General features: G+C 33.9%; 22 protein-coding genes and 3 pseudogenes. 4 read left to right on the top strand and 21 right to left on the bottom strand.

All coding sequences use genetic code 11. The features are described 5' to 3' along the window. Nucleotides 1-22 precede the first annotated feature (22 nt). The 5 genes and pseudogenes from U860_RS0116325 to U860_RS0116305 form a co-directional block, all read right to left on the bottom strand. Nucleotides 23-745 (bottom strand): annotated as a pseudogene (locus U860_RS0116325) (MurR/RpiR family transcriptional regulator); the annotation flags it as partial. A 61-nt stretch (nt 746-806) separates the two neighbouring features. Next, nucleotides 807-2,117 (bottom strand): serine hydrolase domain-containing protein, encoded by a 1,311-nt coding sequence (locus U860_RS0116320; protein ID WP_025149401.1) that lies wholly within the window; start codon nt 2,115-2,117, stop codon nt 807-809. A 9-nt stretch (nt 2,118-2,126) separates the two neighbouring features. Then, entirely contained in the window at nt 2,127-2,762 is a 636-nt protein-coding gene (locus tag U860_RS0116315) for a response regulator transcription factor (RefSeq protein ID WP_025149400.1), read from the bottom strand. 14 nt (nt 2,763-2,776) lie between these two features. Further along, nucleotides 2,777-3,874 carry a GAF domain-containing sensor histidine kinase gene (locus tag U860_RS0116310; RefSeq protein WP_240184481.1) on the bottom strand — a complete coding sequence of 366 codons (1,098 nt, stop codon included), beginning with the start codon at nt 3,872-3,874 and terminating at the stop codon, nt 2,777-2,779. Between the two features lie 241 nt (nt 3,875-4,115). Further along, nucleotides 4,116-5,018: a mechanosensitive ion channel family protein gene (locus tag U860_RS0116305; protein WP_025149398.1), complete on the bottom strand. Its 903-nt coding sequence runs from the start codon at nt 5,016-5,018 to the stop codon at nt 4,116-4,118. Nucleotides 5,019-5,333: 315 nt separating this feature from the next. Between U860_RS0116305 and U860_RS37020 the strand changes: the two are divergent. Next, a pseudogene (locus U860_RS37020) lies at nt 5,334-5,417 on the top strand (DNA mismatch repair protein MutT); the annotation flags it as partial. Between the two features lie 34 nt (nt 5,418-5,451). Here U860_RS37020 and U860_RS0116300 read toward each other — a convergent pair. From U860_RS0116300 to asnB, 9 genes and pseudogenes are all read right to left on the bottom strand, one after another. Next, complete coding sequence (locus U860_RS0116300; RefSeq protein WP_025149397.1) at nt 5,452-6,000, bottom strand: isochorismatase family cysteine hydrolase; 549 nt, start codon at nt 5,998-6,000, stop codon at nt 5,452-5,454. Between the two features lie 450 nt (nt 6,001-6,450). Continuing rightward, complete coding sequence (locus tag U860_RS0116295) at nt 6,451-6,939, bottom strand: hypothetical protein (protein WP_025149396.1); 489 nt, start codon at nt 6,937-6,939, stop codon at nt 6,451-6,453. Nucleotides 6,940-7,198: 259 nt separating this feature from the next. Then, nucleotides 7,199-7,846, bottom strand: a complete 648-nt coding sequence (locus U860_RS0116290) for a nitroreductase family protein (RefSeq protein ID WP_025149395.1) — start codon at nt 7,844-7,846, stop codon at nt 7,199-7,201. A 98-nt stretch (nt 7,847-7,944) separates the two neighbouring features. Next, nucleotides 7,945-8,820, bottom strand: coding sequence for a D-amino-acid transaminase (gene dat / locus U860_RS0116285; RefSeq protein WP_025149394.1), 876 nt, complete (start codon nt 8,818-8,820; stop codon nt 7,945-7,947). 127 nt (nt 8,821-8,947) lie between these two features. Next, nucleotides 8,948-9,910 carry an iron-siderophore ABC transporter substrate-binding protein gene (locus U860_RS0116280; protein ID WP_025149393.1) on the bottom strand — a complete coding sequence of 321 codons (963 nt, stop codon included), beginning with the start codon at nt 9,908-9,910 and terminating at the stop codon, nt 8,948-8,950. Nucleotides 9,911-10,290: 380 nt separating this feature from the next. Then, a pseudogene (locus U860_RS31620) lies at nt 10,291-11,291 on the bottom strand (N-acetylmuramoyl-L-alanine amidase). Nucleotides 11,292-11,395: 104 nt separating this feature from the next. After that, the gene (locus U860_RS31615; protein ID WP_115610325.1) at nt 11,396-11,731 is read right to left on the bottom strand and encodes a hypothetical protein; all 336 of its coding nucleotides are present in this window, start codon (nt 11,729-11,731) and stop codon (nt 11,396-11,398) included. Between the two features lie 45 nt (nt 11,732-11,776). Then, the gene (locus U860_RS0116270; protein WP_025149392.1) at nt 11,777-12,136 is read right to left on the bottom strand and encodes a GNAT family N-acetyltransferase; all 360 of its coding nucleotides are present in this window, start codon (nt 12,134-12,136) and stop codon (nt 11,777-11,779) included. Nucleotides 12,137-12,229: 93 nt separating this feature from the next. Next, entirely contained in the window at nt 12,230-14,131 is a 1,902-nt protein-coding gene (asnB, locus tag U860_RS0116265) for an asparagine synthase (glutamine-hydrolyzing) (protein ID WP_002171774.1), read from the bottom strand. Between the two features lie 217 nt (nt 14,132-14,348). Between asnB and U860_RS0116260 the strand changes: the two genes are divergently transcribed. Beyond that, entirely contained in the window at nt 14,349-14,813 is a 465-nt protein-coding gene (locus tag U860_RS0116260) for an Hsp20/alpha crystallin family protein (RefSeq protein WP_025149391.1), read from the top strand. A 35-nt stretch (nt 14,814-14,848) separates the two neighbouring features. On the opposite strand, the gene U860_RS0116255 is transcribed toward U860_RS0116260, so the two are convergent. After that, nucleotides 14,849-15,436, bottom strand: coding sequence for an SCO family protein (locus tag U860_RS0116255; protein ID WP_025149390.1), 588 nt, complete (start codon nt 15,434-15,436; stop codon nt 14,849-14,851). A 406-nt stretch (nt 15,437-15,842) separates the two neighbouring features. On the opposite strand from U860_RS0116255, the gene U860_RS0116250 reads away from it, so the two are divergent. Continuing rightward, the gene (locus U860_RS0116250; RefSeq protein ID WP_025149389.1) at nt 15,843-16,817 is read left to right on the top strand and encodes an MBL fold metallo-hydrolase; all 975 of its coding nucleotides are present in this window, start codon (nt 15,843-15,845) and stop codon (nt 16,815-16,817) included. A 183-nt stretch (nt 16,818-17,000) separates the two neighbouring features. Here the strand turns inward: U860_RS0116250 and U860_RS0116245 are convergent, their stop codons facing one another. The 4 genes from U860_RS0116245 to U860_RS0116230 form a co-directional block, all read right to left on the bottom strand. Continuing rightward, on the bottom strand, nt 17,001-17,843 hold the full coding sequence (locus tag U860_RS0116245) for a DegV family protein (protein WP_025149388.1): 843 nt from the start codon (nt 17,841-17,843) through the stop codon (nt 17,001-17,003). A 155-nt stretch (nt 17,844-17,998) separates the two neighbouring features. Further along, nucleotides 17,999-18,250 (bottom strand): DUF2535 family protein, encoded by a 252-nt coding sequence (locus U860_RS0116240; protein ID WP_002171769.1) that lies wholly within the window; start codon nt 18,248-18,250, stop codon nt 17,999-18,001. Between the two features lie 413 nt (nt 18,251-18,663). Continuing rightward, a complete protein-coding gene (gene tatC / locus U860_RS0116235) occupies nt 18,664-19,404 on the bottom strand; it encodes a twin-arginine translocase subunit TatC (RefSeq protein ID WP_029953007.1) in 741 nt (246 codons plus the stop codon). Between the two features lie 56 nt (nt 19,405-19,460). Continuing rightward, entirely contained in the window at nt 19,461-19,637 is a 177-nt protein-coding gene (locus U860_RS0116230) for a twin-arginine translocase TatA/TatE family subunit (RefSeq protein ID WP_002141629.1), read from the bottom strand. 213 nt (nt 19,638-19,850) lie between these two features. On the opposite strand from U860_RS0116230, the gene U860_RS0116225 reads away from it, so the two are divergent. Then, nucleotides 19,851-20,507 carry a hemolysin III family protein gene (locus tag U860_RS0116225; protein WP_002171767.1) on the top strand — a complete coding sequence of 219 codons (657 nt, stop codon included), beginning with the start codon at nt 19,851-19,853 and terminating at the stop codon, nt 20,505-20,507. Nucleotides 20,508-20,544: 37 nt separating this feature from the next. Here the strand turns inward: U860_RS0116225 and U860_RS0116220 are convergent, their stop codons facing one another. Together U860_RS0116220 and U860_RS0116215 are read right to left on the bottom strand one after the other, a co-directional pair. Beyond that, nucleotides 20,545-21,264: a lysophospholipid acyltransferase family protein gene (locus U860_RS0116220; protein WP_025149386.1), complete on the bottom strand. Its 720-nt coding sequence runs from the start codon at nt 21,262-21,264 to the stop codon at nt 20,545-20,547. Nucleotides 21,265-21,376: 112 nt separating this feature from the next. Then, nucleotides 21,377-22,012 carry an FMN-dependent NADH-azoreductase gene (locus U860_RS0116215; protein WP_025149385.1) on the bottom strand — a complete coding sequence of 212 codons (636 nt, stop codon included), beginning with the start codon at nt 22,010-22,012 and terminating at the stop codon, nt 21,377-21,379. Nucleotides 22,013-22,216 lie beyond the last annotated feature (204 nt).

Below are 22,216 nucleotides of genomic sequence, written 5' to 3'. Positions count from 1 at the left end.
CGCAAGTTTTTCAGTGCCCTCCTTCTGTACGGAACTCCGTCTCACGCGTCGAAGTATGTAACGTTATGTCAGCAAGTTGACTTAATGCCGACTTTTGATAGCTCGTAATCGCAATAATACGTGCTCCTTTTGTTTTTGCTACTTCTAACACTTCAAGTAATCCTTTATTACTGCCCGAATGAGAAATTGCAATGACAACTGCTTCTTTTGTCAGTAAGCCCGCCCCCATAATTTGAAAATGAGAATCCGTATGAGCAATACAAGAAATACCTGTTCTCATAAACTTATGGTAAGCATCCATCGCGATAATACCAGATCCACCATTTCCATAAAACTCAATTCGTTTCGCCTCATTCAGCGCACTTACTGCTTGTTCCAGTGCGTTATCATTTAATAAATGTAATGTATCTTGTAGTCCTGTAATATGTGAATGAAAAACTTTTTTAGCGACAGTGACCATATTATCTTCTACCGATACTTCCTCATGAATATTTTGCATCGGTGTATGTACAATCTCACGAGCTAATGTGATCTTTAAATCTTGAAACCCTTGAAAACCAAGGTGTTTGCATAATCGAAATATCGTTGCTTCTGAACTATTCGTAACCTCAGCTAATTCCGTAATAGATTTATGTACAACATCTTGTGGATGTTTCAAAATATGTTCGGCAATACTTCGCAATTTCGGTGATAAACCATTTAACGAAGCCTGAATTTTTCCAATCTCACTTTTTATACCAGGCATAACGTATCTTCCCCTTCCATAGAAGCTTTATTGTACCTAATAATCGAAAGAAGAAAAACCTTTATTTGGCATCACTACTTATTTTATTAGCTTTTATGTATTTCCCCATAACATCTTTGTAACGTAATAATCCTGTTTTTGTATTTATTTCTATCTTTTCATCTACGTATGTCGTTCGGAATGTTGCAACTTCATCTCGCAAAGAACAGAAGTGAAGCTCAAGTTTATATAATACACCATAACGTTTCGGAACTATAACATAGAGTTTATTTTTCGTTTCTATAATTTGAATTACTTCATTGTTTTCTGTTACATACTTCCCCACACATTCTAACTTGTTTGCAAAATTCCGCTCAAACTTCTTTATAGGTAGAGGCATCTGAACCTCTTCCCCATTTATAATTTCAGCTATATTTTTTGCAATCTCTATGACTGGTGTAATATTTATATTACTTAGTACAATAATACAAATATTATCTTTTTCATATCGAATCATATAATTCACAAAACCATTTATATCACCAAAATGGCTAGCGGAAGTATTTCCTTCTCGCTCTTGTGTGATTGCCCAACCATAACCATAATGATTCAAATATGCAGTAAACATTTTTTGACGTGAAGCATCTGAAATCACCTCACTACGTCGCAACGCTTTATGCCATTTAAATAAATCTTTAACTGTCGAATACATTCCGTATGCCCCTAACGGGATAGACATATCAATATGTTCAGTTTGAATTACATCTCCATATATCGTATATCCTGTTGATAAAGATTTTACTATCTCTCTACTCTCATCCTCACATCCGGTATTATGCATTTGAAGTGGTTGACATATATATTTATGTATATATTCTTTATATGATAAACCAGTAATTTTCTCAATTATTATTGTTAATAAAATATAACCAGAGTTTGTATAACTATATTTCTCACCTGGTTTAAACTCTAATGGATACGTCTTTAATAGTTGCACCATGTCTTCTTTAGATATAGGCTTCCTCATCATATCCGACCAATAATTAGGCCAACTTGTAAAATTTGAAATACCCGATGTGTGAGTTAAAAGGTGGTGAATTGAAACATCCTCTCCATAAGAGAACCCCTTTATATATTTTGTAATCGAATCTACTACTGAAAGTAAACCTCGTTCCTCTAGTTGTAATATTGCTGTACAAGTAAACGCTTTTGTTAATGATCCAATTCGAAATTTTGTATCAATAGTATGAGGAATATTATATGTGAAATTCGCTGTTCCAAATGCTTCACTTAATAATATTTCATCATTCTTTGCAATAAGTACTGTACCATTAAAATAACTAGCCTCAGCTAAACTTGACATATACCTCTGTAGTACAGCCTTTTCTTTCATATGCCCCTCCTAAATAGCCCCATGTTTCACCGCATATAAAGCAGCTTGTGTGCGGTCATCTACTTCCAATTTAGCCAATACGTTAGAAACATGTGTTTTAACCGTTTGTTCTGTAATATGAAGCTCTGCCGCAATCTCCTTATTACTTCTTCCTTTCGCAATTTCACGAAGTACTTCTTGCTCCCTTTTCGTTAACATCGAAAAAGGATTCTCTTTTTCTTTCTTGACTGCCGGACGTCCTAATAGCGCAGGTGTTACTTTCGGATGAAAATTCGTATTCCCTTGATATACCGCAACAATTGACGCAACAAGTTGATCTGGCTGCACTTCTTTTAATTGATAACCATCTGCCCCAGCTTCTAATGCTGGTAAAACATAATCTTGTTCTGAAAAACTACTTAACATAAGAATTTTTATTGTCTTATCATATTGTTTTATACGCTTTGTCGCTTCAATACCGTCCATTTTAGGCATTGATAAATCCATTAATACTAGATCTGGCTTTTCTTTTTGAACAAATGTTAGTGCCTCTTCACCATTTTCTGCTTCTCCAATTATTTCAAATTCCTCTCTCGATTTCAAAAAGAATACGAGTCCCCTTCGAACGATATGATGATCTTCTACCAGTAGCAATTTAATCTTCACCAGACTTCCCCCTTTCAAACCGGTAATTGAATTTCTATTTTCGTCCCCTTTTCCGGCTCTGTTTTTATTCGAAATGATCCTCTCATTAACTGAATGCGTTCCTTCATATTTTTTAAGCCAAGTGCTGACTCTCTTACTTGTTCCTGCACAAATCCTATTCCATCATCTTCTATGTAAAAATATAAATTATTATTTTCTACTCTTAAATGAACACATACTTTTTCACATGAAGCATGTTTTTTACAATTATGTAGCGCTTCTTGACTAATACGCCATAAAACTTCTTCTATTTCATCTCCAATTGAAACCATCCCATCAATTCGAACTTCCACTTGAATTCCTAATAGCTTTCCATAATTTTGAATCCCTTCTACTAAACCTTTTTCTAACCCTTCAGGACGTAATTGCCAAATTAATAACGTCATCTCTTGTAATGCTTCTTGCGATAACTCTCCAATATAACTCAACATCTCCTGAAGTTCTCTATCTTCAGTCATATTAAGAGTGCCTTTAGCTGTTAGCATAATAGAAAATAGCAATTGTTTAACTGAGTCATGTAGGTCACGTGCGAGCCGATTTCTTTCAGCTACAACTACATATTTTCGTTCTTTCTCAACTAACTGAATACGTTGTATCGTTGTTCCAATTTGAAATGCGATCGATTCTAATAACGCTAATTCTTCCTCTGAAAAATGTGTTTTATGAGGCGAGGCCACATTTAATAGACCGAATTTCTCTGATCCAGAACGTAAAGGAATTGTCGCGTGGTGTGTAATGTCTTCTGTCTCACCCCAATTACATTCAATCGCATCTTCAATACGTTTACATTCAATAATATTTGTCGCTTTTTCCAATCTCCCATTCACAAAACGTTCTACACACCAACAGTCACCTTCACACATTGGCTTTTTTTCTTGCCACGTAAGAGCTGGCGGTAAGTTTTGGTCTACAAGCATACGATGTGTCCCTTTTTCATCAATAAAAAATATCCACCCTGTTTGTAAATTCATAACTTGTAATAATGTATGTAATACTTTTTCTAACATTTCCTGCAAGTTTGTTGCTTCATTTAGTAATTCAGCAATTTTTTTTAATGCTTCTAAACGTTGCATATCTTTTTCGTCAAAGTTCATTCTCATCACCAACTACCATTATAACATTAAGAAATTTCTAAATTCTACAAATAACAAAAGAGCACAATTCTTGTTGCAGAATTGCGCCCAAGTGCTGAAGTTAATTTTTCGGGAGGTATTATGCCCCCTAAAGCTCATCGAAATCTATCGGCCTAAAAACCCGAATTGTACCCTTAATTTCCAATCACGCTTCATGAATTGACCTAGGATCTCCAACCAACTAGTTTTCTTTACCAGTCTGGTGAAGCTGATTCCCATGGATTCCCTGTAATTTTTCGGTATGAACGTACATGTTCGCTGCTGGCATTTGTACTTGATTCTTATGGAATATAGACATTAGTTCAAACCTTACTTGCCTGGAAGTTTCAAAGTAATCTTCAGGTTTAATCAAACCTATAATACAAAATTCGTACCCAACATATTTAAGGTTTGGATTTAAGTCTGTAACACCAATATATTTAAATGGTTCAACAGCCTCATCCTCTACTCTATGTAGGCTTTGTCCCAATTTTTCATTGCAGTTAACACATACTTCTTCTAACAATTCCTTTATTCTTGTAGGATCTTCCTGATAACTTACCGTAATCCGTTCAATAACCCGCATCCAGCCTTTATTAAAATTTTGTATCGTTCTAATCTCTCCATGTGGGATGGTAAGAAGTTTTCCTGACCATTCACGAATTTGCATAAAGCGAATACTGATTTCCTCAATAGTTCCTGAACTTGTTCCGTTAAAAGTAACAAAATCGCCGACGCGAAACTCTTTGTCCGTTAATCTTGCGAACCCTAATATAACATCTTTTAGCATCTGTTGTGCAGCAAAACCGATGACAACTCCGGCAATCCCTGCACCCGCAAGAATACCTTTTATATCTACAAATTGACTAATTAGATAAATAATAAGGCTGACTACAATTCCATATCTAACAATTGATCGAATTACACTTTGAATCGTCTGTTCTACTTCTTCATCCAAAAAGCTTGACTTCCTAAAAAACCAATCAATAATACGGTTTATGACAAAAGAAAAAATCATAAGAATCAAAGCAAATAATATAAATCTTAAAAGCAAAAACTCCCTTACATAATTAAAAAATTCCTCAGTAAAAGTTAATAAATTCATCCATCCACTTCCTTAAAAATAAAAATTTCATACAGAGCTGATTTATTGTTAATTCTTTTTAATCAGTTCAAATTTTTTCTAGGAACATCTGTTATCCTGATTTTAAATATCGCTTTCTTAACTTATGTATTTTGATTTTCACTCTCAGTTCATCTTCAACAATATGCCCCTTTAATTAACGGTTCCTTAATCAATCTTTCAATTTCAGATGTCCTTTTCCTTTTTACTATAAATATACCCTTTTTAATCATCTTAAAGGAGATAACAGTGGAATTTTTTATAAACATTACGACTTTATTTTAAAACGCCACTTATCAAACTTTTGCTTTAAACCAACTACCAGAAAACATTAGTCCGTTCATAAAGAAACTAATTCAGCAACAAGTCGTCTCTATTTAAACGTAAAAAAAAGACCTTTTTAAAGGCCTCTTTTTTACTTCACTTCTGCATTTAAACAAGACTTAAAATGTCCAAGTGCAAATGCATGTCCTTGTTCATTAAATGATGCTACTGCCTTTTCATAAACAACAATTTGGAACCCTTTATTATAAGCATCTACTGCTGTATGAAGAACACAAATGTCTGTACATACACCTACAAGATGTACTTCCTCTATTCCTCTTTCTCTTAGCTTCATCTCTAAATCCGTTCCTGCAAAAGCACTGTAACGTGTTTTGTCCATATAGTATACATTCTCTGCGGTTTTATATTTTTCATATATATCTTGTAATTCACCAAATAAGCCTCTTCCATTTGTATCCGTTATATTATGTGGTGGAAACAATTTCGCTTCAGGATGATATACATCATTTTCTTCATGTTTATCGATTGCAAATACTACGTAATCTCCATTTTTGATGAATTGCTTCGTTATATTAACAAGTTCTCGTTCAATTTCTTGACCTGGTTTTCCACAAGTTAAAGCACCTTTTTCAGCTACGAAATCATATGTATAATCAATGTTTATAAGCGCTCGCTTCATTACTGATATCTCTCCTTCTTCTGTTTCACAATAAACAATAGAAAATATGTTATTACGACATTATATATTTCATTCGACATTTATAACTAAAATCCTACATCTTTCTTATGGGAATTTATTTTAATCCTAATTTCTCCTAAAAAATAAAAACAATTATAAAACATGTACTTCCCATTAGTAGGTCTTCAACATTACCTGAACAAGTTCTTGTATAATAAACCGGCCTATTGATACAGGGATACAAAGTAAAATGATTCGAATTAATATCTTCACATTACTTCCCTCTTCCCATGCAGTTATAGCAAATAATATTTTACTATCATTCGTACTGGGAAGAGAAGCCGATTATTCTCTACGACGTAATACACGAGTATAATTCAATAATTTACCGGGAATCGTTATAAACTAAAAAGTACACTACCACTTTAAGTAATGTACTTTTTATCCATATTAAGACGCAGGCTTCGTTTCAAACGTCGCTTGATTAAAGCTAATGACTTTTCCTTTCGGGTCATTGTTTTCAAACTGAACTGCGGTAATCATATGACCACCTGTCTCAAGCATCTTTTCTTTTAATTGTACTGTTGTCTGTGTTGTACTAGTAACTTGATGTTTATCTGCAAACATTTGATCTACAAATACAAATGTTTCTTTATCATTTTGAAAATTAGAAAGTTCTAATTCAACTTGCTGAATTAAAGTATCTTTTTTTATGAATACAGTTGGTATATTGCCATTTTCAGAAGTACCATCTGGTGTAATTACTTTTACTTTTCCTTCTCCAACTGGAATTGCGCCTTCAGGAAATACGACCATATTCTCATCACTTGCATTTACAACTTGTTCTTCCTGATTTGACTGTGCACCCTCTTTTTCCTTTGGAGCACCACAGCCTACTAATAACAATACAGACAATCCAGCGATTATGAATTTCTTCAAAATTCATCCCCCCTGTTATTTCGTTAGAATTTATTATACAAAAATAACTTCTTGATTTTAAAAAAGTTTTTAACACTTTCATGAACAAATATTAGCTTGCTCACGATTACTGTACCATACTTTCATTTTAAGAACATTAATTTTTTTTAAGAAATAAATAGAAATTCCATCTTATCCATCATTTTAGCCCAATTCACCAGAAAAATATCCGTTCAAAATAAAAAGACATTGTTCTTTCAATGTCTTTTCTACATAGCATTTAAAAAATAAATGTTGTAATCTCATCTACTTCTTTTCGCGAAAGTTTCTTCGGCTTATCTTTCGGAAACCCGAGTGAAATTACCATATTAATTTGTTTTTCAGGCTCAATTTGTAAATATTGTCGCAGTCCATCTTGAGCTAATAATACAGGTCCTGTCATTGGACAAGTACCAAGTCCTCTCGCATGTGCAGCCAACATTAAATTTTGTGCCGCTAGACAGCTACTCTTAATCCCTTCCTCTTCCCACACTGAATCAGGAACGAAAGCAATTGGATCAAATATCTTTTCACGAAACTTTGATTCGTATGGTGTTGCCAAGCATACGATTAATACTGGAGCTTCAGAAAAGGCAGTTGCATAAGGCCCAAATGAACGTGTTAATAATTTACCTGCTTTTTCTTCTCCATTTTCTGCCGCTTTTGCCGCAAGTTTATGTAACGAATCCCATGTCATTTGTTCAATCTCTTTAATTTTATCTCGATTCATGATAACCAAGAACTCCCACGTCTGCGAGTTAGTATCACTTGGTGCATATCTAGCACAATCAATAATTTCTTTTATATCACTAATAGCTACTTCTTGTTCTGTAAACTTTCTAACACTACGTCTTCCGTGGATTACTTCCTTAAAATCTTCATAATTCATATATTAAATCCCCTTTTACAGCGTTTTCAAAACTTGTCCTACACTTGAATTATATCATGAAAAAAAGCTGGAAGAATACCAGCTTCTTTTCCTAATACTTAATTTGTTACTTTAAAAGAGACAATACTTTCTTCATAAGCTGCTTGTAATTTTTTTGTAATATTACCTCTCTCTCCACTTCCAAACTGCTCATCACCAATTTGAACAACCGGGAATATCTCAAGAGGTGTCGCTGTAAAGAAGCATTCGTCAGCCTCGTATACTTCTTGTAATGAGAATTCACGCTCTTCTACTTCAATATGTAAAGCTTTCGCTAATGTCATAACATAGTAACGAGTAATACCATGTAGAATGAAATTATCAGCCGGATGTGTAATCAACTTATTATTTTTCACCATAAAGAAATTCGAATGACACCCTTCTGTTACAATTCCATCACGTACTAATATCGCTTCTTGATACCCTTGCTCGTTTATTTTATTTTTAATCATAATATTAGGAAGAAGGTTTAAAGATTTTATATGACAAAACTTCCACCGTATATCCTCTTCCACCGTTACTTTTATTCCTGTTTCCATTGTAGCAATTGGTCTTGGAAACGAAACGATATTCGCAAAATATGTCGGTTGTAGATCTTGTTCATACACATGATTTCGCGCTTGAGCCCCTCGTGATATTTGAAGGTACACATTCCCATCCTCTTGAAATTGATTTTTTTCAATCATTTGATGAAGTCCCTCGACTAGCTCTTCCTTTGTAAACGGTGGAACAATTTTAATTTCCTTCATAGATTTAAAAAAGCGTTCCAAATGTAAGTCTAATAAATGAGGCTTCCCATCGTATAATCTGAATACCTCATATATACCATCACCAAATTGAAAGCCTCTTTCCTCCAATGGGACCATAGGCTGTTCTTCCTTCGTATTTACAATTCTACCGTTAAACAAAATCCAATCTTTATGAGTAGCTTTCATTCATTCCCACTCCTTTATTTCATAATTGATTTTATTGTACAACTTATAACAATCTAAAAGAAGGAATTTTCTGTATTTTTATAAATAAAAAAGTACATCACCTATTTAAAGTGATGTACTTTTTTATTTATTTAAGATAATATTTTTCAATATCATCTAACATAAGGTTTGCAGCTTTAATGCCGCCTGCTGTATTCCAAATTACTTCATCTACTTGGAATACTTTATTATTTTTAGAAGCCTGTAGCTGCTTAAAGAGTGGATCTTCAATCCATTCTTTTGCTAAAGTATTTCCTTCATTATTCTTATCTGCATCTTTATCAGATGTGAAATAGAATAAGTAGTCCCCGTCCATATTTGGAATTTGCTCTTTTGTAATTCCTTTTATCGCGAATTCATCTTTATCTTGTAATGGTGGTCGTTTAAATCCAACATCATTTAATACAACGCCTGAGAATGAATTCTTTTGATAAATACGAACATCTCCTGGTACGAAGCGAATAATAGACACTTTAGAGTTTATTTTATCTCCTAGATTCTCTTTCATTCCTTCAATACGCTTTTTATAATCTTCAAGAGCCTTTTGGCCTTCTTTTTCTTTATTTACTGCTTTTGTATAGAGTGTAAAGTTTTCCTTCCAATCCCCACGCAATGTTTCAGCATATACAGTTGGTGCGATTTCTTTCAATTGCTCATATATTTTTTCATGACGCATTTTATTTCCGATAATTAAATCCGGCTTAAGCTTCATAACTGCCTCTAAATTAATATCACGCTCAGTTCCTACAACTTTTGTATCTTTTAACTCTTTCGCTAAATGAGGATACCATTCATCACCCGCACGCGGTTTTGTAGTTCCAACTGGTGTTACACCCACAGCTAGAAGAGCCTCTGCACCCTCATTTGTTAAAACAACGACTTTTTTAGGTGTACCATTTACTGTTGTTTCACCCATTGCATGCTTTATACTATACGAATCTTTTGCTTTAGCTGATGTATCATTTTCTTTTTTCTCTTCTTTACTACACCCTGCGATTATAACCATAAGTATCATAATGCAGAACATAAATATTTTTTTACTATGTACCATATGTCCTCCCTAGATGAAATCGATTATCATTAACAATTAAAGGTTAATGTATATTACATACATTGTCAATGTATATCAGAGAACTTTTTTAATATATACTATTTAGATTCTATCCGCTATTCAAATGTTTCTTTTTAAAATAAAGTTAAACTTTAATCAGTGGGGGTTTTGTCCATTCCCCCTGATTATTAGCCCACACCAATTGGGGTTTTACGAGCAGTTGATCTCCTATCTATCGCCGAGTTTTGAGGTGGGAGTCTTACTGCCCTCAAATAGCGGGATAAAGTGTATGAGTATGAAAATAATAGACGTTCTTAGAATGCGTATCTATGTTATACATAACAAAGATACGCATTCATATTACATTATAAGTTTATTTCCTAATATTGATTATATTTAATATATGATGGGTCATAATACACCCACTGCTTTCCACCCAGGTTTAACCAACCGTTTTGATTTATATATACTAAATACGATTCAGGTTTATTTAACTTGCGAATAACTGAAGAAGATGTTGACGGACCACTTCTTAAATTTACATTTGTTCCTTGTATATAAGCGACACCGATTGGATTTCCATCACTATTGCTCGTTTTTATAAAATTAATGTATGAGGGATTATTATACACCCATTGTCCATTCCCTAAATCTAACCATCCGTTACTTTCCTAATATACGACATAAGATTCTGGCGAATTTAGTTGACGAATAACTGAAGAAGACGTTGATGAACCACTTCTTAAATTTACATTTTTCCCAAGGATATAAGCAATCCCCTTCGTTTGTGGTGTCGGCTGTGGGTTTGGGGTTGTGGATTTGGAGGATTCGGATTTGGAGCTACTCCCAAAGCAGCTGCTATTCCGTTTGCATATGCTTGACTTAGATCTTCAATAAATTGTGGATTTTTCAATAAATTCGCATCAAACGTTGTATCAATAAAAGCAGTTTCTGTTAATACTGCATCCATTGCAGTCTCTCTAAGTACTGCATAATTTACTTTTTTGGCTCCTCGATCACGAAGGCCGTATTTTGTTAATACAGGATTAACTGCCGCATGAATTTTTTGTTGCTTGGCATATGCCGAACTACTATTAGATATCGCATTGTGTATATAACTTTCAAAACCAGTGCCACCACCACTATTAATATGAAATGAGATAAAATAGTCTGCGCCAAAGGAATTAGCAATATTAGCACGTTCTGATAAAGAGATAAACACATCACTATCACGTGTCATTTTAATAGTAATTGGGTAATTTGCAGTTAGAATAGCTCGAACACGTCTAGCAATTTGAAGTGTTAACTCTTTTTCCACTAAACCATAACCAACAGCCCCCGAATCATATCCACCGTGCCCTGCATCTATAACCAGCTTCATATAACTTTTTCGTTCCTTTCTTTAATGTAATAAACTTATATTTCTACTCGTCCTATTTTATGTTACTTGTACAAGTTCCGTTACAAATACAAATAAAAACCGCCTTATGTAAGGCGGTTTTTATCGCTTTGCTTTAACCAATTTAAAACGAATATGTATGATTGATAGTGGATGTAACGTATGCAAAATAAAATAAATAAAAGAACTATCCCAACGCCGCTATATAGCAAACCGAACTTCAAAAAGATGTTCAAAAGAGGTGGAAAATGAGTTATGTTTTGTAATACAAATAGCATACAAAACAAAATTAAAAACACGGGGATAAATTGTAATTCATACGGTCTTCTCTTCTTATACATTCTTTTTCGAATAAACATCTGGCATAGTTCCGCTACTATAAAACACCCTCCAACTAATACAAGCCCAGAAGTCATTGTCATACGTTCACCTGCCTTTTATTCATTTCATCACGTAATAAATATTCGTTACATTTGCTTTATATATACTCCATTTTCCTCAATAAAACCAGATCCCTCTATGAAAGACTTAGCTCGTTCTGTTAATTCCTCTTGTAATACTTTTATCTCTTTCACATTTCTATGTTTCATCATTTCTTCAAATGTAAAATACGTATTCGTTCCATATCCATAACCTTGATAATCAAAATGGATAATTAGCTGAGATAAAATAGCACTCTCTTCTTGAACACTATAATCTATTACACCGATATATGTATCATCAACTTTTACACAGTACTGAACCTTTTCCACACTTAAACTGTGCGAGCGAAACATTTCTTTAACAACGCTTTCATTTTCTATATTTACTTTCTCAAACGTAATCATATGTTGTACATCCTTTTACTATTATTGTATCAATTAAAAGTGCTATTTATGAAAAAAACCTTAAGACCAAATGCGATCTTAAGGTTTTTCTAATTAAACTAAGCTATACGCACGTTTTGTTTCTTCATGGAATTTATTCGTATCGTATTTATGCTCAACATAAATTTGATGCCATACCATAAACGCAAGTACAGTCCAAATTTTACGGCTATAATCGCCTTTATCTGCACAATGTGCTTCCAGTAAGTTTAATACATACTGTTTGTCGATTAAATGCTCAGTTTTGCTTTCGTTAATAATATTTACAGCCCAATCGTGCATTTCATCTTTTAACCAGTGACGAATTGGTACTGGGAATCCAAGCTTTTTACGATCTAACACGTGATCTGGAACAATTCCACGTGCCGCTTCACGTAAAATAGCTTTCGTTGTTCCGTTTGCAATTTTAAATTCTGTCGGAATTTTAGATGCAACATCAAATACTTCTTTATCTAAGAACGGTACACGAAGTTCTAATGAATTTGCCATCGTCATTTTATCAGCTTTTAATAAAATATCGCCGCGTAACCATGTGAACATGTCAATGTACTGCATTTTACTTACATCATCATAATCTTTAATTTCGTTATACAATGGTTTCGTGATATCCATATAGTTAACACTTTCATCGTAATACTTCATTAATTCAGCTTTTTCTTCTTCACGGAAGATTTTCGCATTTCCATAGTAACGCTCTTCAATTGACGTACATCCACGCTCTAAGAAGCTTTTCCCTTTAAATCCTTCTTTAAGGGCACCACTTAGTGCCTTTAGAACGCTCTTTCCTGGGCTAGGAATGTAAGAGAACATTTTTAAAGAGTTTGGCTCGCGATAAATGTTATAGCCGCCAAACAGCTCGTCCGCACCTTCACCCGAAAGTACAACCGTTACATGTTTACGCGCTTCTTTAGCAACGAAATACAATGGTACAGCTGCTGGATCCGCTAAAGGATCATCCATATGCCAAATAATTTTTGGGAACTCATCCATAAATTCTTGCGCTGAAATGAATACGTTATGGTTTTTAACTCCTAATTTCTCAGCAGTTTCTTTCGCAACATCAACTTCACTGAAACCGCGTTGCTCAAAGCCAACAGAGAACGTTAAAAGATTTGGATTCATTTCTCTTGCGATAGAAGCAATAATCGATGAATCGATACCACCAGATAAGAAAGAACCTACTGGTACATCACTACGCATATGCACTTTTACAGAATCATATAATACATCACGAATCGCTTGGATATGCTCCTCTTTCGTTGCACTTGAAGCATTGAAATAAGGTTTCCAGTAGCGATGAATTTCCATCTCTTTTCCGATTTCTTTTACGAAGTAATGACCAGGCTCAATTTTATTAACATCAATTGTTAATGTTTCTGGCTCTGGACCATATTGGTACGTAAAGTAATGTTGTAATGAAGTTGGGTTTACCCCTTTATCTTCCATTACATGCATAATACTTTTCTTCTCAGATGCGAAGAATGTAGTATCACCTTGTTGTGCGATGTATAAAGGTTTAATACCAAAGTGGTCACGTGCACCGAAAAGTTTCTTTTCTTCACGATCCCAAATCATAAATGCAAACATACCACGAAGGTAGTCTACACATTTTTCTTTCATATGTGCATACAATGCAATGATAACCTCTGTATCAGATTGTGTTGCAAAAGTTGCACCTTTTTCAAGTAACATTTCACGTAATTCTACATAGTTATAAATTTCACCATTAAAAATAATTACATATCGATCATTTTCATAAGTTAGTGGCTGATGTCCTGCCTCTAAGTCAATGATACTTAAACGGCGGAAGCCAAATTGTACATGTTCATCACGAAAATATCCTTCGTCATCTGGACCACGGTGGAAAATCATCGTGTTCATATTTTCAAATTGATGTTTTTCTGTTTCTGAAAACTCTCTAGGGTTTTCACATAAACATCCTACAAAACCACACATACTTCTTACCCTCTTTCGGTTTTCATTCTGTCTCTATACTACTATATCAACCTTATTTATACTAGCATAATCAACTGAATATGGCGACCAAAAACTATAAAAAAATCACTCCATTTCACATTTTTAACAATTTTTTATGAAAACATGAAAACTAGGCACACACCTTTCTCCGCTTTTGTCATATGATATTGCAAATTGATTTCTAGGAGGTAATACCATGAGTGAAGAAAAAAAAGATTCTTCTCGCCCACCGGTTCGTAATTATTTAAAGCAAATTGATGATTTTTTCGAACAAACACCTCTTCGTAATGTAATTGCTGATTTAAATCATTTTTTCCAAAAAGGAAACCGTTTATTAACATTCCCTGTAGATTTATACGAAGTTGGTGACGAACTCGTCGTTACAGCCGAACTACCAGGTATTCAAAAAGAACAAATTCAAATTGAAATACAAAGCGAATACTTAAAAGTCTCTGTGAAAGAAGATATAATTGAAGAGACAGAAGAACAAACATCTCATAACTATTATCGCCGAGAACGTTCCAGTTCAGAAGCGTCAAGAATTATTAAGTTACCATATTTAATTAATAAAAAAACAGCGAAAGCTTCTTATCAAAATGGTGTGTTAGAAATTCGTGCACCGAAACTTCCGCAACAACATGATATATTATCCATAGACTAAAAGACAAAAAAGAAGGGTGCTAAGCACCCTTCTTTTTAATCCACTAATCGCTTCATATCACGTATAATATCTTCGTATGGCGTATTACTAATACCACTATATTTTTTCATTACTTTTCCATTTTGATCGACTAAGAAAAATGATGTTCCATGAATAACTTGCCCATTCTCTGGTTTATCTACAAGCGATTGGAAATTATCTTTTGAAAATTTTGTAATATCCTCCAATGAATATCCTGTTAATAAGTTCCAGTTACTTGTATCTTCTGTGAACTTTTGAATGAATGCTTTCAAATTTTCCGGTTTATCTAGGTCAGGATCTACGCTAAACGACACAAACTGAACGTCTAACTTCTCTTCCTTCGCCATCTTCTGTAATTTCGCCATATTAGCAGTCATTGGTGGGCAAACTGTTTGACAGTTTGTAAACATGAAATCTGCAACCCATACTTTTCCTTTCAAATCTTTTGTACCAAACTGCTTTCCTTCTTGGTTTGTGAATTGGAAAGTTTCTAAATCCCAGTTTAATGGTTTACGGAGTTTCGATCCTGAGTCACTGCATCCAGCTAGTACAAAAAGACAAAAAATAACCATAAGACCAATTAACTTTTGATAACGCTTCATTATTAAACCTCTTTTCTCTTCCCTTAATTTATGTAGGTTATGTATATCATAACCTAAGTAAACACTATGAGAAAATTGTTTACTTCATTTGTTCACGAAATCGTACGATTTTACGTATGTTACTTCTTATTATTATGCGAATTACTAGACAAAAGTTCTATTGTTAACTACTATTATTTCTCTATACTTTATTTACAAACAAGAATCCATTTTAAAGTGAAACTTTAATCAGTGGGGGTTTTTCATCCTCCGTTGATTATTAGCCCTCACCAATAGGGTTAAATTTTGTAAAGGTAATTATCAATTTTTTTACAATTCCTTAAACATTAATCCATTTTACACACTGTTTTCCTTTACAACATTTCGGTACAATACAACTACAACGATTTTAAATGAGGTGATGTTCATGACAAAGCGCTATGAAAATATGGATAATGTGAGTACAAAAAAATCAATTCACTCCTTCTTACGCTGGCGTAAAGAGAGAAAACAAAACAAAAAAGATTTTTCTTTTCTAGTAGAACAATCACCTGTTAAACAAAGTAAATTTCTGCAAAATAACTTTGAAAAAACGACTGTCACATGGATCGGTCACTCTACTTTTCTAATTCAAACGAACGGCTTAAACATTTTAACAGATCCAGTATGGGCAAATAAATTAAAGCTAGTTCCAAGACTTACACAGCCAGGTCTCGCTTTAGATGAACTACCTAAAATTGATATTGTGCTTATTTCACACGGCCATTATGACCATTTAGACTTTTCATCTCTTCGTCAACTGAATAATGATGTTTTATACCTTGTGCCAATTGGATTAAAAAAATTATTTACTCGTAAAAAATTCACCAATGTAAAAGAATACAGCTGGTGGGACAGTATAACAATTGATGAAGTCGCTTTTCACTTCGTACCTGCCCAGCACTGGACGAGAAGATCATTATTTGATACGAATACCTCTCACTGGGGAGGATGGATTATCGATAATAAGATTACTTCAGAAACCATTTATTTTTGCGGTGATAGTGGTTATTTCAAAGGTTTTAAAGAAATCGGCAAACGTTTTTCAATTGATATTGCACTCATGCCAATTGGTGCCTATGAACCAGAATGGTTTATGAAAGTATCCCATGTTTCACCGGAAGAAGCTGTGCAAGCCTATTTAGATATAAACGCTACGCATTTTATTCCAATGCATTACGGTACTTTTGCGCTAGCAGATGAAACTCCAAGGGAGGCTGTAACACGACTTCGTAATAACTGGAATTTACGAATGCTACCGTGGGAACAACTACATGTTCTTTTTTTGGGCCAAACTTTCACTTATATCCCTACTATACTAGAGAAAGAGCCAGAAAAAATTACTGAAACCTCTCATGTATAACAGAACTACTTTTTCGAATAATTTATCATATACTATAGAAAATCGAAAAGGGTGTTTTCCATGAAAAATTACTTACAGACTCGCTATATCATTAGCGGAAGCGCCTGTATTGCCCTTCTCATTTCTTATTTCATATACACATAAAAAAGCTACTTGAAAATATATTTCAAGTAGCTTTTTTTATTATTCTGCTAAATACATAAAACCAATTGCTCCTGGTCCTGTATGAGTACTAATGACTGGTGTTGTATAGAAAATCTCTGTTTGAGTGAATCCATTTACTTTTTCAACAACTGCTTTTACACTTTCTGCTAAAGGAAGTGCTTTTGCATGTGGAATTGCAACTGCTTTTACAACTTTCCCAGCAGTATCTTGCTCAAATAATTTAGTTAAAGTTTTAACAACTTGCCCTTGACTACGAACTTTTGTCACTGGATTGTATGCTCCACCTTCAAGGTTTGCAATCGGTTTGATGTTCAGTAAAGAACCGATAAACGCTTTCCCTTTACCGATACGCCCACCTTTCACTAAATTCTCTAATGTATCTACGACTACATATAAACGAGTATTCTTCCTCACTTCATCAATACGTTTTAAAATATCTTCTAACGAGCGCTCTTCTTTTGCCATTTTTGCAGCTTCAATTACTTGATATGCTAACGCATGGCTAATGAACTGAGAATCAACGACTGTTACTTTAGTATCTGTCATTGATGCAGCACTATTTGCTGTTGAAACAGTACCACTCATTCCACCTGTCATATGGATGGAAAGTACTTCACTTCCATCTTCTCCTAACTTTTCATACATTTCTACAAATGTACCCATAGCTGGTTGTGATGTTTTTGGTAATTCTTCTGATTTCGCCATTTCCTCAATAAATTCATCTGGTTGTAAATCAACGCGATCTAAGTATGTTTGTCCATTTACAGAAATAGATAATGGTAAAACATGAATATCATACTTCTTAATCACTTCTTGAGATAAATCTGCAGTTGAATCTGTTACAATTTTAATTTTTTGCATATTATACTTCTTCCCTTTCCAATACGCTCTCCTTGTTATTATACTAGCATTCCCATTGCTTTCAACAATTTCGAACAAATTTCACCAAATTAATTATATTTTTATACCTAAAATAAAAAAAGACAGAGCTTACCTAACTCTGTCCCTGCTGTGTATTATGCATTCTTTTCAAGAGTATTTGTTTTATATACATTTGAATAATCATTCCACTTCAAACAACTTTGTAAATATTCACGGAAAGAGTACGAAAATCTTGGGTTTTTATGTTTTTGAATTTTCGCAATAAATAACTGAAGACGAGACTGAATTAGAAACGCTAATGGATGTTGTGCTTGTAGGACAGGGATTTCAAATATTTTAATGCAATTCCCTGTTGAATGAGTGAAATAAAAACTTTTCGTAATCACAATATCAATCCTCTTTTTCGTTGGATTTTTGAACTTCCTCCACTTTACGCCATGACACGTTATTTAAAGTGAAGGTTTCCTACGAATACTAAAGTATCCATAGGCGAACCCCGTAGTCCCTACGGTTAGAAGCTTTAGGCTCTATTCATCTCCACCTAATCCAGACCCTGTCCTATATATCCCTTGAGACGGGAGTCTTATTATCCGTAAATAGCTAGATAACTCCAGTATAAACTTATAAAAGTGAAAAGTTTGTCTAAATTTTGGAGATTCTATATTTTTTTTCTTCTATAATATTGTATACGATTATAGCTAGAGTATAACAAATAAAGTGAAACTTTAATCAATGGGGGGGGTGTCCATACCCCACTGATTATTAGCCCACACCAATCGGGATAAATAAAAAAGTGCCTTTATAACGAGGCACTTTTCGACTGTATTTCTTCTTTTTTCTGTTTTCGCTTACTAACAATCTTTGATAAAGCGATACTAATTTCATAAATACAAATAAGCGGTACCGCTACTAAACTATGTGATAAAAAATCAGGCGGCGATATACACGATGCAATTATAATCAACACTACATAAGCATATCTTCTTATTTTTTGAAGAAATTCTGCCGTTAGAAGACCTATGCTCGTTAAAAACATAACAACTACAGGTAATTCAAATATAACAGCAAACGGAACTGTTAAATTAAGTACAAAATGAAAATACTTTTCTGTCGTAAACATCGTATTAAACATTTCATTACCAATTGTCGTTAAAAAATGAAATAGAAATGGCATTACGATAAAATAACCGAAAGATAGGCCTGCTATAAATAATATAGACAATACCGGTATATACATTAATGTCATTTTTTGTTCATTTGGATGTAAACCTGGTTTTACAAATAACCAAATTTGTATCGCTGCAAAAGGAATTGTACAAACGATAGCAAATACTGTAGCAATCGAGAAAAAAATCCATAACACATCACTTGGACCGAGAACAGTTAATTTCATTGGTAAATCTTTTACAAGCCAAAAATAAATATCCTTCGTAAAAGTAAATCCGATAATTAAAAATAATACGAAGGATATTACTGTATATATTACTCGTTTGCGAAGCTCAACAATATGTTCTACTACGCTCATTTCCCGATCTTCCATCTCGTTCACCACACTTTATTTATCCATTCCAAGAAAATTTCATCATATTCTTTTATTTACTTCTTTTCCTTCTCTTGAAATGCCTCATCTGTCAATTCTTTTGTTGATTTTTTAAATTCTTTTAACGTTTCCCCTAAAGCTTTCCCAATTTCCGGTAACTTTTTAGGGCCGAATAAAATTAACACTGCTACTAAAATTAAAATTAACCCTGGAAAGCCAATATTTGAAAACATTTCCCCATCCCCTTCATAAGTAGATTCCTTGTCCTACTATTCCATAAGTTCATTTTGTCAAAAAATTTTGTAAACGTCAATGTATCCGCTATCTTTTGTCAAAAAAATTCAAAAATATAATCAATTATACAAATATCATTTTCTAATCCTTTTGTATATGATATGGTTAAGAAAAATATATCTTATCTCATTACAAGGAAAGGGATTTACATTATGACACAAAAAATCACAAGAATGACCCAATTTGTAAAAGAAGAGATTGCTAATGCAGTTACCCATGGTATCGGTGCCATTTTAAGCATCCCTGCCTTAATCATATTAATTATTCACGCTTCCAAACATGGTACAGCATCTGCTGTTGTTGGCTTTACCGTTTATGGCGTAAGCATGTTCCTGCTGTACTTATTTTCTACACTGTTACATAGTATTCATCATCCAAAAGTAGAAAAGTTATTTACCATTTTAGATCACTCCGCCATATATTTATTAATCGCCGGCACGTATACACCATTTCTACTCATTACACTGCGTGGCCCGCTCGGTTGGACGTTACTCGCAATTATTTGGACCCTTGCGATTGGTGGCATTATCTTCAAAATTTTCTTTGTTCGTCGCTTTATTAAAACATCAACATTATGTTATATCATTATGGGTTGGCTCATGATCGTTGCCATTAAACCCCTTTATGAAAATTTAACTGGGCACGGCTTCTCACTACTTTTAATAGGCGGTATTTTATATTCTGTCGGAGCTATATTCTTCCTTTGGGAAAAGCTTCCGTTCAATCATGCCATTTGGCATCTCTTCGTATTAGGTGGTAGTACAATGATGTTTTTCTGCGTACTCTTTTATGTCTTACCCGCAGCATAAAAAAAGTTTCAGCTTGTTTAAGCTGAAACTTTTTTTATTACTTATGTAATTGAGATGCAATTATATCTTTTGTATGCTCTGTTAACTCTTTAGCATCCATACTTGCATATTCTTCAGGTGTAATCGGCTTAGAAATTGTTAATGTCGCATGAGCTGGTTTCATACGGTTTCCATTTGCCTCAAACATCTTATATGTACCATCTAAAGTTACTGGTAAGATAGCTACGCCAGATTTTACAGCAAGGTGAAAACTCCCTGCTTTAAACTCACCGATTTCACCGCCCTTACTTCTCGTTCCCTCTGGAAAAATTACGATAGAATGCCCGTTCTTTAATAGCTCAATTCCATCTTTAATTGCTTTAAGAGATTGACGACGATCGCTACGGTCCATGAATACACAATTCATTAGTTCCATCCAAGTTGGTACAACCGGAAACTTTTTAATTTCCGCTTTAGAAACGAATCCAATTGGTTTATTTAAGTAACCTAGTAAAACAGGAATATCCATATTACTTTGATGATTACTTACCACAAGTACCGGCTTGTCTTTCGGAACATTTTCAAGTCCCTTTACTTCTACAGTCGACCCAGCAACACGTACCATTTTCTTACCAAACCAGTTTGTTGTTTTATACACAACACTATCTTTTTCTTGCGGTGACATCGTACTTGCTTTTCTTTTAATACGCCACAATCTTGGTGTAATCACAATTACGATTAAAATTAAATAAAAGATTTTAAAAAACGTTTGAATCATACAGAACCCCCACCTATTATCATTCCGACCTTCATTATACTAGACAAACGAAGGAAAAAGAAGAAAAAATGTCCAAACAGCAAGTGTTTGGACATTTTCGAAGTTTTCTATATTAGAAACGTTTTGCTAATTCGCGTGCATTTGCAATCGCTGCTTCTTTAATGTCTTGTGCTTTTTCAGGATTTGCATTCATTCCTTCAACTGCAATATATTCAGTGTCAGCTACACCCATGAATCCTAATACTGCATTTAAGTGATTGCGGCCGAAGTCCATTGCTGCGTATGCTCCTTCAGAGTAAACGCCGCCTGTAGCTTGAATGTGAAGTGCTTTTTTACCTTCTAGTAAGCCAATTGGACCGTTTTCAGTATATTTAAATGTTTTACCTGCGATTGATAAGTTATCTAAGTATGCTTTCACTACTGGTGGGTAGCTGAAGTTCCACATTGGAGTCACGAATACATAACGATCTGCATGCATAAATGTTTCTAAGTTATTGTTCATTGCTGCAACCTTTTGTTGTTGAGCTTCGCTTAAAGTTTCGAATCCTTCACCTGCTGCAAATTTACCCCAAGCAGCGAATACGTCTGCATCAATTGCTGGTACTGTTGTATTGAATAAATCAATTGTTACAACTTCGTCTTGTGGATGTTCGTTTTTATATGCTTCGATGAAAGCTTCCCCTACTGCCATACCGAAAGAACCTTCTGTTGAATTTGGATTTGCTGTAATAAATAGTACTTTTGTCATTGTATTCTCTCCCTTTTTCTATTTTATCTTTAATTTGAGATTTATAATTCGAAAGTAAATAACTTACCTTATGTAAGTATAATACAAAAAGTTTTAACTAATGTCAATTAAAAATAGCAACTTTTTTTTCGTAAGTTAATAAGTTATATTGCTTCATATTGTTTTTGTATATAAATATTAAGATTCTGACCAAATAAAAAAACT

This window comes from Bacillus sp. H1a (genome assembly GCF_000633475.1).
In the GTDB taxonomy this organism is placed as follows: domain Bacteria; phylum Bacillota; class Bacilli; order Bacillales; family Bacillaceae_G; genus Bacillus_A; species Bacillus_A paramycoides.
Note: the sequence above shows the minus strand (reverse complement) of the source record. Positions and strands in the feature narration are given on the sequence as shown.

Bases quoted from the DNA above. Each gene is read 5' to 3' on its own strand.
- U860_RS0116215 (WP_025149385.1), bottom strand. From the start codon at position 22,012: ATGACAAAAGTACTATTTATTACAGCAAATCCAAATTCAACAGAAGGT.
- U860_RS0116320 (WP_025149401.1), bottom strand. From the start codon at position 2,117: ATGAAAGAAAAGGCTGTACTACAGAGGTATATGTCAAGTTTAGCTGAG.
- U860_RS0116310 (WP_240184481.1), bottom strand. From the start codon at position 3,874: ATGCAACGTTTAGAAGCATTAAAAAAAATTGCTGAATTACTAAATGAA.
- tatC (WP_029953007.1), bottom strand. From the start codon at position 19,404: ATGGAAGATCGGGAAATGAGCGTAGTAGAACATATTGTTGAGCTTCGC.
- U860_RS0116225 (WP_002171767.1), top strand. From the start codon at position 19,851: ATGACACAAAAAATCACAAGAATGACCCAATTTGTAAAAGAAGAGATT.
- U860_RS0116255 (WP_025149390.1), bottom strand. From the start codon at position 15,436: ATGAAGCGTTATCAAAAGTTAATTGGTCTTATGGTTATTTTTTGTCTT.
- U860_RS0116305 (WP_025149398.1), bottom strand. From the start codon at position 5,018: ATGAATTTATTAACTTTTACTGAGGAATTTTTTAATTATGTAAGGGAG.
- U860_RS0116250 (WP_025149389.1), top strand. From the start codon at position 15,843: ATGACAAAGCGCTATGAAAATATGGATAATGTGAGTACAAAAAAATCA.
- U860_RS0116220 (WP_025149386.1), bottom strand. From the start codon at position 21,264: ATGATTCAAACGTTTTTTAAAATCTTTTATTTAATTTTAATCGTAATT.
- U860_RS0116260 (WP_025149391.1), top strand. From the start codon at position 14,349: ATGAGTGAAGAAAAAAAAGATTCTTCTCGCCCACCGGTTCGTAATTAT.
- U860_RS0116245 (WP_025149388.1), bottom strand. From the start codon at position 17,843: ATGCAAAAAATTAAAATTGTAACAGATTCAACTGCAGATTTATCTCAA.
- U860_RS0116270 (WP_025149392.1), bottom strand. From the start codon at position 12,136: ATGATTACGTTTGAGAAAGTAAATATAGAAAATGAAAGCGTTGTTAAA.
- U860_RS0116300 (WP_025149397.1), bottom strand. From the start codon at position 6,000: ATGAAGCGAGCGCTTATAAACATTGATTATACATATGATTTCGTAGCT.
- U860_RS31615 (WP_115610325.1), bottom strand. From the start codon at position 11,731: ATGACAATGACTTCTGGGCTTGTATTAGTTGGAGGGTGTTTTATAGTA.
- U860_RS0116230 (WP_002141629.1), bottom strand. From the start codon at position 19,637: ATGTTTTCAAATATTGGCTTTCCAGGGTTAATTTTAATTTTAGTAGCA.
- asnB (WP_002171774.1), bottom strand. From the start codon at position 14,131: ATGTGTGGTTTTGTAGGATGTTTATGTGAAAACCCTAGAGAGTTTTCA.
- U860_RS0116280 (WP_025149393.1), bottom strand. From the start codon at position 9,910: ATGGTACATAGTAAAAAAATATTTATGTTCTGCATTATGATACTTATG.
- dat (WP_025149394.1), bottom strand. From the start codon at position 8,820: ATGAAAGCTACTCATAAAGATTGGATTTTGTTTAACGGTAGAATTGTA.
- U860_RS0116290 (WP_025149395.1), bottom strand. From the start codon at position 7,846: ATGAATTATGAAGATTTTAAGGAAGTAATCCACGGAAGACGTAGTGTT.